Genomic DNA, 13492 nt, shown 5'->3' with positions numbered 1-13492 from the left:
CCGGCCCGAACGTGGTAGATCCTGCACGCGACGGGTTGCCACGGCAGCGAAAAGACCCCGGCGGACCGTACCCGGAGGGACAGGAGGAGGACGCATGGGCTGGCACGACTATCTGGCGCTCTGGTGCGGGGTGCTCGGCACCTTGGCGCTGCTCGGGTACGGGCGGTCGCTGGCGGGGGTGACCCGGGCCCAGCGGACGGTCCGGGTGACGGGGCGGATCCAGCGGGTGCAGGAGCCGCGGCACAGAGGTTCCGAGGCGGACGGCATAGCGATCGTCGCCACCTTCCAGGACTCCTCCACCGGGCAGCAGTTCACCGTGACGAACGACGGTGACTGCGGCGACAGGATCAACACGGCCTGGACGGGCCGGGAGATCGGGATCCGCTATCCGCCCGGAAGACCGGACGCCTTCCGATTCACCGACGGCCTCCGGGCCGGCCGCTACGGGCTCGGTTGGCCGAACTTCGCGGTGTTCCTGATCTACGTCGGGCTGGTGGTCGTCGCCGCGATCGACTGGGGCTGGCCGTGGGCCCTGATCGGTGTCGGCGCGCCGTGGAGCGTGTTCCTCGCGTGCTCCCTGCCCCAGGATGTCCGCCGGGCGCGGAGCCGGTTCGACACCCTCGCCGCGATGGTTCCCGTGCCGGGCCGTGTGGTCGCCGTCGTGAGGAGCGTCCGCACCGACGAGGACGGCTACACGTCCACCAGCCAGACGCCGGTGGTCGCCTTCACCACCCACGAGGGCGCGGCCGTCATCGCCTACTGCTTCTCAGGCCTGCCGGACCCCACCAACTCGTACGGCCGGAACGTCACGATCCACTACTCCCCCGCCGACCCGGCCGACTTCACCCCGGACCTCGCGGCCTCACAACGGTCCTGGAGGAGCGGAGTCACCAGCGGCATCGTGGGCGTTCTCGTCACGGCGTCGGCGGCAGTCGCGGGAGCGGTCCTGCTCTGACGCCCGACGGCCGTGGCGCCCATCGGCCCGCGAACCGTCCTCAGTCACGGGGCCGGTCCCACAGCCGTCGTCGGCCTGCGGCATCCTGGCCCGATGAATGAGCCGAGGGCCCAGTGGGTCAACACCACACATGACTGGTCGAGCGCCGTCGATGCGGACCATCTGGCGCGCATCAGGCAGAGCCCGGCGGAGTTCGCTCCGGGCGGAGCGTGGCACCTCGTCCTGGAAGTCCTCGGTTATGCGGCCGACGAAGCGTCAGGCAACGGCGGCGGGCGCTGCGTCCTCGTTCTCCACGCCGACGGCTCGCTGTCCGTCAGGGACGACGGGCGGGGCACCGACACCCGGGAGGACGAGCGGGGCCGGAGTGTGAAGAAGCCGGTCATGGCGACGAAGGACCTCCGGTTCTTCGACTTCCCGCAGGCCGAAGTGCTGCCCGACGGTCATCCCCGGCGCGGCATGTCCGTCGTGGCGGCGCTCAGCGACTGGCTCGTCCACACCAACCGCCGTCTCAACGGGGCCTGGACCCAGCGCTACGAACTCGGCGTCCCCGTCACCGGCCTGGAGCCCGTCGAGGTGGACGGCACGACCGGGACACTGGTCCACTTCAAGCCGAGCGCACCAGTGAACTCGCTCACCGGCCCGACGCTCACCACCCCGACGGCGGACGACCTGACACGCCTGGCCGCAACCTGGCCGCAGTTGGAGGTCCAGCTCGACGACCGCCGCGGGCCGCGCTGACGTCCGAGATACTCGACCGGCAGCCGTCCGGGCTCCCGCGCCTCAGGTCAGGCTCGCGGCCTGCTCCCCTGCCTTCCGGGGCGTCCTCGCGCGGCGCGGGAGCAGCAGCGGGGTGGCGAGGAGGAGGACTCCGGCGGCGGCGATCGCGGTGCGGGGGCTGGTGGTGGCGGCGAGCAGGCCCCACAGGGCGGTGAGGGCCGCGATGGCGGCACTGCTGCTGATCGACCATGCGGCGAGGGTGCGGGAGAGCTTGTCGGGGTCGATCTGTTCGAGCCGGTGGGTGGCCAGCAGCGGATTGAACAGGCCGCAGCAGGTGACCAGCCCGAGCTGGACGGTGACGATGAGGACGATCCCGGGGGTGCCGGGCTGGACGAACGCCAGCCCGATGGGCCAGCACGCGCGCAGCACTCCGGCGGTGAGCAGCGTCCGGTGCTGTCCGAAGCGCGTCGCGAGCGGGCGGGCGAGGCGTGAGCCGAGCAGGCCGCCGACGCAGGGGGAGGCGAACACGAGGCCGTACTGCCAGGGCGCGTAGCCGAGCCGGCCGAGGAGGAGTACGGCCATCAGCGGTTCGGCGGCCATGATCAGGCCGTTGACCACGATCGCGTTGAGGAACAGCGGGCGCAGTGTGGGGTGGGCGAGGATGTGGCGCCACCCTTCGAGCAGGTCCCCGGCGCGCAGCCGCGGTGCGCCGGTCGGCGCCGGGTGCGGTTCGGTGCCGCCGATGGCGCGGATGCCGAGGGCCGAGAGCAGGTAGCTGAGGGCGTCGGCGACCACGGTCACCACCGGGCCGAACAGTCCGATGGCGGCCCCGCCGAGCGGTGGCCCGACGGTGGTGGCGGTCCACGTCGTCGATTCGAACCGGCTGTTCGCGACGAGCAGGTCCTGGGGTGGCACGAGCGTCTTGAGGTACGCGCCGCTGGCGGCCTTGAAGGCGATGTCGGCCGCGGCGGTGACGACGGAGACGACGAGGAGTTGGGCGAAGCTGAGCCGGCCGAGCGCGAACGCGGCGGGGACGCTCAGCAGCACCGCGAACCGGATCAGGTCCATCGCCATCATGACCGGCCGTTTGCGCCGGAACTCCATCCACGGACCGAGCGGAACGGCGACCAGGGCCCCCACCGCCCGCCCCGCGGCGGACAGCAGCGCCACCTGGGTCGGTCCGGAGTGCAGCACGACGATCGCGAGGAGGGGGAACGCACCGAATCCGAGCCCCGAGCCGTAGGAGCTGACCGCGAACGCCGCCCACAGCCATCCGAACCGTCGTCCCAGTGCCCGCCGCCCGTTCATGCCCGTACGCCTTCCGCCGATCCGAACAACCACCCGCTGACCACCGGCATCAAAGCGGATGGCGAATGGCCGGATCAAACAACCGATCCGCCGGGAAGGCACAACCATCCGTTGTGTGGACACGATGGGCCGGCGCGGATCTCGACGCTGTGCGGGTCGACGGCGACGGCGTCGACCAACTCTCCTCGACGGCTTCGACCAGCTGCCTTCGTGGGAGCGTGCCGGAGGCACCGGCACGACGAGTGCACGGTGCCTCCGGGCCGGGCGGGTGGGGTCAGGCGCGCATCAGGGCCCAGGCGCCGAGGCCGCTGCACCCGCCGGCGCTGTACGTGGTGGCGCGGAAGCCGGCCGGGATGGGCGAGCCCGGGCAGGTCCACAGGCCGACGCGCGCGAGGTTGTGCCGCCAGGACCCGACGCCGTTGCAGCCGTTGCGGATGTAGTCGGTGATGACGTAGCCGCTGACGACCGGCGATCCGCCGCAGGTCCAGATCCCGTCCTTGGGGAGGTTGTGCCGCCAGGAGCCGATGCCGTTGCAGCCGGTCTGGATGTGGTCGGTGATGACGTACCCGGGGACGATCGGCGAGCCCGAACAGGTCCAGATCCCGTCCTTGACCGGTTCCTGGTACCAGGAACCGGAGCCGTTGCAGCCGGTCCGGTCGTAGATGGTGATGACCCATCCGGACTGGACGGGCGCGCCGGAGCAGGCCCACTTGCCGGGGCCGCCCCAGCCGGCCGGCTGGGCCGCCGCACTCGACGTCCCGGCGGCGGTGCCCGCAAGGACGAAGGCCGCGATCAGCGCGAGGGCGCCCAGGGTGGCGCCGACTCCCCTACGGACGACGGCAGTTGTCAGGTGCTTCCACAAGTGGCGTTCAGACATGGTCAATTCACTCCAGTCCTAGCGGCGGGCAGCACGATGCGGCCCGTTGACGGGGGAACCCGGGATGGAACGGCCACACCCTACGGGGAGGAAGTGTGCACAAAATGTGCCGATCACACGAACAGGCAATCTTGGCCCAAAGTCGCCCTTCGCACGGGAGCCCGTCCGGTCGGGGCGGTGGAGGCTGCGGGGTGGAAGCCCTGCGGGGAGGCCGCGCGGTCGATGCCGAAAGCGCCTGCGCCTGGCACCCGCAGGTCAGTCGGAGCAGAATCACGTCCATGTTCACGACCAATCGCCTGACGATACGCCAGTGGCAGCCCGAGGACCGCGAGCGGGCACTCGACATCTACTCCCGCTGGGAGGTGACGCAGTGGCTGGGCCGCGATCCCCGCACCCTGGAAAACCTCACTGACGCCGAGGCGGCGATCGAACGCTTCCGCTCCCGCTCGGCCGACCCGCGCTTCGGCACCTGGGCGGCGGAACGGAAGGACACCGGCGTGGTCGCCGGCTCCGTCCTGCTCATCCCGATCCCGGACGGCGACGGAGAGGTCGAGGTCGGCTGGCACCTCCATCCGGACAGCTGGGGGCAGGGCTACGCCACCGAGGCCGCGCAGGGCGCCGTGGCCAAGGGATTCGCGGACGGCCTGGCCGAGATCCACGCGGTGGTCCGGCCGGACAACCGGCCGTCGCTGGCCGTCTGCCACCGGCTCGGCATGACCGCGCTGGGCCGCACCACCCGCTGGTACGGCATGGAGTTGGAGGCGTTCCGACTCACCCCCTGACGGGAGGTCCGGGCGAGGACAGCCCGTTCGGCTCGCCCGTCGCCCGGGCGGGCCGGTCCGCCGGAGCCCGGCGCCGATCCGGTGACGGGTGGTCAGGTGAGGTCAGTCCCGGGGATCGTCCCGTTCCCGTGTCACTATCTGAGCGTATTCAGCCCGGATAGGCCGGTTCGCCCCCTTGAGGAGGACTTCGCATGCGTCGTCGCACGACCCGCCCCGTCTTGACCGCAGCCGTCGCGCTGGCCCTCGTGCCGCTCGCCGGCTGCACCGGTGTGGGCAGCGACGCTGCCGCTCCGGCGGTCGCCGCACCTCCCCCGCCGGAGCAGGCGTTCGGCCCGAACTGCGCCGCGCTGCCGGCCGACGGCCCCGGGAGCCTGGCCTCGATGGGCGGCATCCCGGTGCTGTCCGCGATCGACCAGACCAAGGACCTTAGCGCGATGTCCTCACTGATCAAGACGGCCAAGGCCAAGGACGTCTTCGACTCGATGGACAACGTCACCGTCTTCGCCCCGAACGACGCGGCCTTCGCCAAACTGCCGGAGGACCAGAAGAAGGCCCTGGGCGCCCAGCCCGGCGCGAGCGACCTGCTGCGCCGCCTGATCGTGGTCCGGGACCTGCGGAAGGCCGATCTGGCGGACAAGTCCTACACCTCGCTGCAGGGTGCGGTGATCAAGGCGACCGGCAGCGGGGACGACTACCGGATCGGCGGTGCGCAGGTGGTCTGCGGCAGCATCCGGACGGCGAACGCGCGGCTGGCGGTGCTGGACCAGGTACCGGCGTTCGACTGAACGAGCTGAACGCACTGAGCGAATCGGGACGTCTACACGCGGGTCGCGGCGGCTGCTCCCCACCCCGACCCGTCGTTCCGGGCAGAGCTCCTGCCGGAGTCCTCCGGGACAGGAACAGCAACTCCGTCGCCGCCCGCAAGACCCGGCCGAGGCATTCCAATAGGCCAATAGCAGGGATTCTCACGTAATGATCAGATGACACGGTCGTGAGTGGCCGCTGCCCATTGTGACCTCGGTTATTCCTGGTCGCGCACGCGTGCTGACGCGTGATCGCGAGAGGAGGCGCCGGTGCGTCCGGTGCGGTCGTTGGTCGACGGTCCAGTGTCCATGCTGCTGCGTGGCGTCCTCGCCCTGCTGTGCCTGGTGCCGCAAGGAGGGTTCGCCCTCGCCGCCTCCGTGCACCCGCAGCACACCGCCCCGCGCCTCGTCGAACGGAACCGCGCCCAGGCCTCCTGCACACCCTCCGGCACCAACACCAACTGCGTCCGCTTCACCTACAGCGGCGGTGACCAGACCTTCACCGTGCCGGCCGGGGTGAGCAGCGTCTACGCCCGCGTCTTCGGCGCCGGCGGCGCCGGCTCCCCCCGCCCCTACTACACCGGCCAGTACGGAGGCGGTGGCGGCGGCTACACCACCGGCACCCTCGCCGTGACGCCCGGCCAGCGGCTCACCGTCACCTCCGGGCAGGGCGGCGTGCTGAACAGCACCAGCTCGACGTACGGCGGCGGCGGCGCCGGCGGCCAGGGCTTCACGGACGCCTCCGGCGCCAGCGCGACGGGCGGCAGCGGCGGCGGGCTGAGCGCCGTGTGGAACGGCGCCTACGGGACCACTCCGCTGCTCATCGCCGGTGGTGGCGGCGGCTCCTCTCCCGGCGCCGACGCGACCACCCCGGCGGCCGGTGGCGGCGGCGGCACCAACGGCGGCCAGGACAACCAGCCCGCCGCCTCCGGCCGGGGCGGTACCCAGACCGCGGGCGGCCCAGCGGCCACCCAGACGGCCTGCGCGGCCGCCACCGCCGGCAGCCAGTACCAGGGCGGCCGCGGCGCCAGCAACAGTGGCTACGAAGGCGGTGGCGGCGGTGGTGGCGGTTACTACGGCGGTGGCGGCGGCGCCTGCCAGCGCTCCGGCACCCTGGACGCCAACGGCATGGGTGGCGGCGGCTCCGGCTACAACCGGGGCACCGGCGTCACCAACACCCAGACCTCCAACGGCACCAACAGCGCCGGCAACGGCCAGGGCGGCACCTCGGGCGGCCGCACCGACGCCCAGTACGTGCGCGGCATCGGCGACGGCGGCGGCTACTCCAACGGCGGCAACGGCGAGGTCGTCATCGAGTGGCAGACCACGGTCGGCCTGTCCATCACCAAGACCGCCGACAAGGCCGGCTACGTCCCCGGCCAGCCGCTGACTTACACCATCACCGTCCGCAACGCCGGCCCCGCTCCCGCCGTCGACGCGGCCGTCCGCGACGCCCTGCCGTCCGCGCTCTCGGGCTTCACCTGGACCTGCGCGGCCGCCACCGCGAACAGCGCCTGCGGCACGTCGAGCGGCTCGGGCAGCCTCGACACCACGGCCACCATCGCGGCCAACGACAGCGTCACCTACACCGTCACCGGCACCGTCCCGTCCTCGACCACCGGGACGCTCAGCAACACCGCCACGGTCACCCGCCCCGCGGCGAGCACCGACCCCAACTGCGGCCCGACCTGCTCCACCACCCTCGACACCCCGTCGCGGCCGACCACCGGCCTGTCCGTCACCAAGACCCCGGACAAGAACCCGTACATCCCCGGCCAGCCGCTCACCTACACGATCGTGGTGAAGAACAGCGGCCCCTCCGACGCCACCGGAGTGGGCGTCAGGGACACGCTGCCCGCCTCCATCCAGAACTTCACCTGGACCTGCGCGGCCGCCAGTGGCAGCAGCTGCGGCAGCAGCGCGTCGGGCACCGGGAACATCGACACCACCGTCGACATCGCGGCCGGCGGCCAGGTCACCTACACGCTCACCGGCACCGTCCCGGCCGACGCCACCGGTTCGCTCGACAACCGCGCCACCGTCACCCCGCCGGGCGGCGCCACCGACCCGGGCTGCACCCCGAACTGCACCAGCACCGCGAACCCGATCCCGCCGGGCGGACAGGCCACCCTGGGCATCTCCAAGGTCCTGCTCACCAACCCGGTGGTGCCCGGACAGCAGATCCAGTGGCGGGTGACGGTGACCAACAGCGGGCCGTCGCGGGCGCGGAACGTGGTGGTCAGCGACGCCGTACCCAGCGGGGTGAGCGGCGCTTCCATGAAGGCCGACACCGGCGGCGCCAACTGCCCCATCACCAACGGAACAGCAACCTGCCCCGCCGTCGAGATCCCCGTCGGCGGCTCACTGTCCTGGACGCTCACCGGCACGCTGTCGCCCGACGCCACCACCACACCCACCAACATCGCCACGGTCACCGGCGGACCCGACCCGGCGACCCCGACGCGGACGGCGGTGGCCTCACCGACCGCCGCTCCGTCGCCGCAGGCGAACCTGACAGTGTCGAAGGCTCTGCTGACGAGCCCGGTGGTGCCGGGACAGCAGGTGCAGTGGCAGGTGACCGTCACCAACAACGGGCCGTCGCGCGCCCGCAACGTCGTGGTGACGGACACGGTTCCCAGCGGAGTAACCGGCGCCTCCATGAAGGCCGACACTGATGGCACCAACTGCCCCATCACCAACGGGACAGCCACCTGTCCGGCTGTCGAAATCCCCGTCGGCGGCTCACTCACCTGGACACTCACCGGCACCCTCGACGCCAACGCGACCACCACGCCCACCAACACGGCCATCGTCACCGGCGGACCCGACCCCACGACCCCGACCCACACCGCCGTCGCCTCGCCGACCAACTCGCCCTCACCGCAGGCCAATCTGACCGTCTCCAAGGTCCTGCTCACCAACCCGGTGGTGCCCGGACAGCAGATCCAGTGGCAGGTGACCGTTACCAACAACGGACCCTCGCGCGCCCGCAACGTCGTCGTCAGCGACACCGTGCCCAGCGGAGTGACCGGCGCCTCCATGACCGCCGACACCGGCGGCGCCAACTGCCCCATCACCAACGGGACTGCCACCTGTCCGGCTGTCGAAATCCCCGTCGGCGGCTCACTCACCTGGACACTCACCGGCACCCTCGACACCAACGCGACCACCACACCCACCAACACGGCCATCGTCACCGGGGGTCCGGATCCCTCCGCGTCCACGCACACCGCCGTGGCCTCCCCCACAGCATCCCCCTCCGATCAGGCGAGCCTGACGGTGTCGAAGGCGCTGCTCACGAATCCGGTGGTGCCCGGGCAACAGATCCAGTGGCAGGTGACCGTCACCAACAACGGACCCTCGCGCGCCCGCAACGTCGTGGTGACGGACACGGTCCCCAGCGGAGTGACCGGCGCGTCGATGAAGGCCGACACTGACAGCACCAACTGCCCCATCACCAACGGGACTGCCACCTGTCCGGCTGTCGAAATCCCCGTCGGCGGCTCGCTCACCTGGACACTCACCGGCACCCTCAGCCCGGACGCCACCACGACACCGTCCAACACCGCGATCGTGACCGGCGGCCCCGACCCCACCACACCCACACACACCGCCGTCGCATCTCCAACCAACTCGCCGTCGCCGCAAGCGAACCTGACCGTCTCGAAGGCGCTCGTCACCAACCCGGTCGTCCCCGGACAGCAAATCCAGTGGCAGATCAGCGTCACCAACAACGGCCCCAGCCAAGCCCGCAACGTCATCGTCACCGACCAGGTACCAACCGGCGTAACCAACGCCAACATGGCAGCCGCAGACGGCACGACCTGCCCGATCACCAACGGCGCGGCGACCTGTCCGGGGGTGAACATCCCCGTCGGTCAAACACTCACCTGGACACTGACAGGCACCCTCGACGCCAACGCGACGAGCACTCCCACCAACACCGCCATCGTCACCGGCGGCCCCGACCCGGCGACGCCCACCCACACCGCCGTCGCCTCGCCGACCACCACCCCCTCGGGACAGGCCAGCCTGGCGGTGTCGAAGGTGCTGCTCACCAACCCGGTCGTGCCCGGGCAGCAGATCCAGTGGCGGGTCAGCGTCACCAACAACGGGCCGTCGCAAGCCCGGAACGTCGTGGTGACCGACCAGGTCCCCGCCGGTGTCACGGCTGCCTCGATGAAGGCGGACGCTGATGGCGCCAACTGCCCGATCACGTCCGGGACTGCGACCTGCCCTGCCGTTCAGATCCCCGTGGGCGGCTCGGTCTCCTGGACGCTGACCGGCACCCTGGCCTCGGACGCGACCACCACACCCACCAACACCGCCATCGTCACCGGCGGCCCCGACCCGGCGACGCCCACCCACACCGCCGTCGCCTCGCCGACCACCACCCCCTCGGGACAGGCCAGCCTGGCGGTATCGAAGGTGCTGCTCACCAACCCGGTCGTGCCCGGACAGCAGATCCAGTGGCGGGTCAGCGTCACCAACAACGGGCCGAGCACGGCCCGGAACGTCGTCGTCACCGACACCGTCCCTGACGGCGTCGCGAACCCGTCCCTGGCCCGGGACACGGACGGCAGCCTCTGCCCGATCACCGGGAACCGGGCGACCTGTCCGGCCATCGATCTGGCCGTCGGCCAGTCGCAGTCGTACACCCTCACCGGCACCCTGGCCTCGGACGCGACCACCACACCCACCAACACCGCCATCGTGACCGGCGGCCCCGACCCGGCAACGCCCACGCACACCGCTGTCGCGACCCCGTCCGCCTCGCCCTCGCCGCAGGCCAGCCTCACGCTCTCCAAGGTGCTGGTCGCCGGCTCCGCAGTGCCGGGCGGCCCGATCCAGTGGCGGGTCACGGTCACCAACAATGGCCCCTCCCGGGCCCGGAACGTGGTCGTCACCGACACCGTCCCCGCCGGCGTCCTGGACCCGACCATGGCTGCGGACGCCGACGACACCCCGTGCCCGATCACCGGGAACCAGGCGATCTGCCCCGCCATCGAGCTCGCCGTCGGACAGTCGGAGTCGTACACCCTCACCGGCACGCTCGACCCGAACGCGACCACCACTCCCACCAACACCGCGACCGCCACGGGTGGTCCCGACCCGGCCACTCCGACACACACCGCCGTCGCGACCCCGTCCGGTTCGCCGTCCCCGCGGGCGGACCTGTCGATCGCCAAGGTGCTGCTGACGAGCCCGGTGGTGCCGGGCGGCCCGATCCAGTGGCGGGTGACGGTCACCAACAACGGCCCCTCCCGGGCCCGGAACGTGGTCGTCACCGACACCGTCCCGGCGGAGGTCCGCAATCCGGCCGTGACCGCCGACGCTGACGGCACGCCGTGTCCGATCGCCGGCGGCACGGCGACCTGTCCGGCCATCGAGATCCCGGCCGACGGCACCGCTTCCTACACCGTCACCGGAACGCTCGACGCCGCCGCGACCGGCACGCCCGTGAACGTCGCCTCCGTCTCCGGCGGCCCGGACCCCAACCCGTCGAACAACACGGCGACGGCGACTCCGACCGAGACGGCCCAGCCGCAGGCGAACCTGACCGTGACGAAGATCCTGCTCACCGACCCGGTGGTGCCCGGCCGGCCGATCTCGTGGCGGGTCGCCGTCACCAACCGGGGGCCGTCGACCGCCCGCGGCGTGGTCGTCAGCGACCGCATCCCGGACCAGGTGGTCGGTGCCATGATGACCGTGGACGCCACGGGCTCGTCCTGCCCGGTCAGCACCGGCACGGCCACGTGCCCGGCGGTGGAGATCCCGGTCGGCGCGACGGCGACCTTCACCCTCACCGGCATGCTCGCCCAGGACGCCACGACCGTGCCCGGGAACAGCGCGACCGTCACCGGCGGTCCGGACCCGGCCACACCCACGCACACGGCGGTCGCCAGCCCCACCGGCGCGGTCACCCCGCAGGCGAACCTGTCGCTCGGCAAGGTGCTGGTGACGAATCCGGTGGTGCCCGGGCAGCAGATCCAGTGGCGGGTCACCGTCACGAACAACGGTCCTTCGCGGGCCCGGAACGTCGTCGTCACGGACCGGATCCCGGCGGGAGTATCGAGTCCGACCATGACGTCCGAGACCGACGGGGCCGCCTGCACGGTCTCGGGCGGCGTCGCGACCTGCCCGGCCATCGAGCTGGAGGTCGGCCAGTCGCACAGCTACGGCCTGAGCGGCGTCCTCGACCCCAACGCCACGGTCACTCCCACCAACGGCGCCACCGTCACCGGCGGCCCCGACCCCGCGACGCCCACCCACACCGCCATCGCCTCGCCCACCGCCACCCCGTCGCCGCAGGCGAACCTGACCGCCTCCAAGATCCTGCTCACCGATCCGGTGGTGCCGGGCGGCCCGATCCAGTGGCGGGTGACGGTCACCAACCACGGCCCCTCCCGGGCCCGGAACGTCGTGGTCACCGACCGGATCCCGGACGGCGTCGACAACCCCGCGATGACCGACGACACGAGCGGGGCCAGCTGCGTCATCGCCGCCGGTGTCGCCACCTGCCCGGCGGTCGAGATCCCCGCCGGGGGCACCGCGAGCTGGACGCTCACCGGCACACTCGACCCCGCAGCCACCAGCACGCCCGTGAACACCGCGGTCGTCACCGGCGGGCCCGACCCCGCCACACCCACCCACACCGCGGTCGCCTCGCCGACCGGTCCGCCGGTCCAGCAGGCCCGTCTGACCGTCTCCAAGGTGCTGCTGACGAACCCGGTGGTGCCCGGGCAGCAGATCCAGTGGCGGGTGTCGGTCACCAACAACGGCCCCAGCCAGGCGCGGGACGTGGTCGTCACCGACCGGGTGCCCGGCGGGGTGTCCGGTGCCTCGCTGACCTCGGATTCCGACGGCGCCGTCTGCCCCGTCACGGCCGGGGTCGCGACCTGCCCCACCGTCCAGATCCCGGTCGGCGCCACCCACTCGTGGACGCTCACCGGCACACTCGACCCCGCCGCCACCAGCACACCGGTGAACACCGCGGTCGTCACCGGCGGGCCCGACCCCGCCACACCCACCCACACCGCGGTCGCCTCGCCGACCGGTCCGCCGGTCCAGGAAGCCCGTCTGACGGTCTCCAAGGTGCTGCTGACCTCCCCGGTCGTGGCCGGCGCGCCGATCTCCTGGCGGGTCAGCGTCACCAACGACGGCCCCTCGCGGGCGCGCAACGTCGTGGTCACCGACCGGTTCCCGCAGCAGGTGGACCACCCGGTGCTGACCTCCGACGCCGACGGCACGCCCTGCCCGGACAGCGGCGGCGTCGCCACCTGCCCGGCGATCGACCTGGCCGTCGGCGCCACCGCGACCTACACCCTCAGCGGGACCCTCTCGCCGGACGCGACGGAGGTGCCGGTGAACTCCGCCGTCGTCACCGGCGGCCCCGACCCGGCGACGCCCACGCACACGGCCGTGGCCACCCCGACCGAGCCGATCACCGTCCGACACGACCTGCACCTCGTCAAGCAGGTCTCCCCGGCCAAGCCCAACCCCGGTGACAAGGTCACCTACACCGTCACCGCCACGAACCGCGCCGGCAGCACCTACCACGGCGCCGTCGTCGTCGACGACTTCGCCGGAGTCCTGGACGCCGCCGGCTACGACGGTGACGCCCACGCCACCATCGGTCGGATCTCCTACAGCCCGCCGCGGCTGACCTGGACGCTCGACCTCCGCCCCGGAGCCACCGAGACCCTCGTCTACACCTTCACGGTCAAGTCCGACGCCGGCGGCAAGCGCCTCGACAACCGGATCGTCTCGCTCGGCGACGGCAGCAACTGCCCCGCTTCGCCGAACCGATCGCGTCGCTCGGCCCAGGAGGTGCCGGAGCCGTCGGCGACCACCGGTGGGCCATGTGCCACCGGCATCACCGTCAACCCGTCGCAGCCCTCTCCCAGCCCCACCGGCGGCCCGCTGCCCCCCACCGGGTCGGACCCCATGCCCCTGGCGGGCCTGGCGGCCTTCGCGATGCTCGCCGCGGGCGGCCTGCTGCTGACGCTCCGCCGGACCCGCCGCTGACCGCCGTCCTGCCGGTCCCGGG

The 13492-nt window shown here is 72.2% G+C and carries 7 protein-coding genes; 5 read left to right on the top strand and 2 right to left on the bottom strand.

Annotated features, from left to right (window positions below):
- Positions 1–94 precede the first annotated feature (94 nt).
- On the top strand, positions 95–955 hold the full coding sequence (locus OG556_RS32585) for a DUF3592 domain-containing protein (protein ID WP_371522485.1): 861 nt from the start codon (positions 95–97) through the stop codon (positions 953–955).
- Positions 956–1048: 93 nt separating this feature from the next.
- Complete coding sequence (locus OG556_RS32580; protein WP_371522483.1) at positions 1049–1693, top strand: ATP-binding protein; 645 nt, start codon at positions 1049–1051, stop codon at positions 1691–1693.
- A 42-nt stretch (positions 1694–1735) separates the two neighbouring features.
- Here OG556_RS32580 and OG556_RS32575 read toward each other — a convergent pair whose 3' ends face one another.
- Positions 1736–2980, bottom strand: a complete 1245-nt coding sequence (locus tag OG556_RS32575; protein ID WP_371522481.1) for an MFS transporter — start codon at positions 2978–2980, stop codon at positions 1736–1738.
- A 274-nt stretch (positions 2981–3254) separates the two neighbouring features.
- Positions 3255–3857, bottom strand: coding sequence for a hypothetical protein (locus OG556_RS32570; RefSeq protein ID WP_371522479.1), 603 nt, complete (start codon positions 3855–3857; stop codon positions 3255–3257).
- A 278-nt stretch (positions 3858–4135) separates the two neighbouring features.
- Here OG556_RS32570 and OG556_RS32565 point away from each other — a divergent pair, with 278 nt between their 5' ends.
- The 3 genes from OG556_RS32565 to OG556_RS32555 all read left to right on the top strand — a co-directional run bounded on the left by OG556_RS32565 (position 4136) and on the right by OG556_RS32555 (position 13470).
- Positions 4136–4639 carry a GNAT family N-acetyltransferase gene (locus OG556_RS32565; protein WP_063350778.1) on the top strand — a complete coding sequence of 168 codons (504 nt, stop codon included), beginning with the start codon at positions 4136–4138 and terminating at the stop codon, positions 4637–4639.
- Between the two features lie 191 nt (positions 4640–4830).
- A complete protein-coding gene (locus OG556_RS32560; RefSeq protein WP_371522477.1) occupies positions 4831–5424 on the top strand; it encodes a fasciclin domain-containing protein in 594 nt (197 codons plus the stop codon).
- Between the two features lie 327 nt (positions 5425–5751).
- Complete coding sequence (locus tag OG556_RS32555; protein WP_371522475.1) at positions 5752–13470, top strand: hypothetical protein; 7719 nt, start codon at positions 5752–5754, stop codon at positions 13468–13470.
- The last annotated feature ends 22 nt before the right edge of the window (positions 13471–13492 follow it).

It is taken from the genome of Kitasatospora sp. NBC_01300 (genome assembly GCF_041435235.1).
In the GTDB taxonomy this organism is placed as follows: Bacteria; Actinomycetota; Actinomycetes; order Streptomycetales; family Streptomycetaceae; genus Kitasatospora.
This window is presented reverse-complemented; position numbering and strand designations above follow the sequence as displayed.

Excerpts from the sequence above, each read along its gene's own strand:
- OG556_RS32585 (WP_371522485.1), top strand. The coding sequence starts at position 95 with ATGGGCTGGCACGACTATCTGGCGCTCTGGTGCGGGGTGCTCGGCACC.
- OG556_RS32580 (WP_371522483.1), top strand. The coding sequence starts at position 1,049 with ATGAATGAGCCGAGGGCCCAGTGGGTCAACACCACACATGACTGGTCG.
- OG556_RS32575 (WP_371522481.1), bottom strand. The coding sequence starts at position 2,980 with ATGAACGGGCGGCGGGCACTGGGACGACGGTTCGGATGGCTGTGGGCG.
- OG556_RS32570 (WP_371522479.1), bottom strand. The coding sequence starts at position 3,857 with ATGTCTGAACGCCACTTGTGGAAGCACCTGACAACTGCCGTCGTCCGT.
- OG556_RS32565 (WP_063350778.1), top strand. The coding sequence starts at position 4,136 with ATGTTCACGACCAATCGCCTGACGATACGCCAGTGGCAGCCCGAGGAC.
- OG556_RS32560 (WP_371522477.1), top strand. The coding sequence starts at position 4,831 with ATGCGTCGTCGCACGACCCGCCCCGTCTTGACCGCAGCCGTCGCGCTG.
- OG556_RS32555 (WP_371522475.1), top strand. The coding sequence starts at position 5,752 with ATGCTGCTGCGTGGCGTCCTCGCCCTGCTGTGCCTGGTGCCGCAAGGA.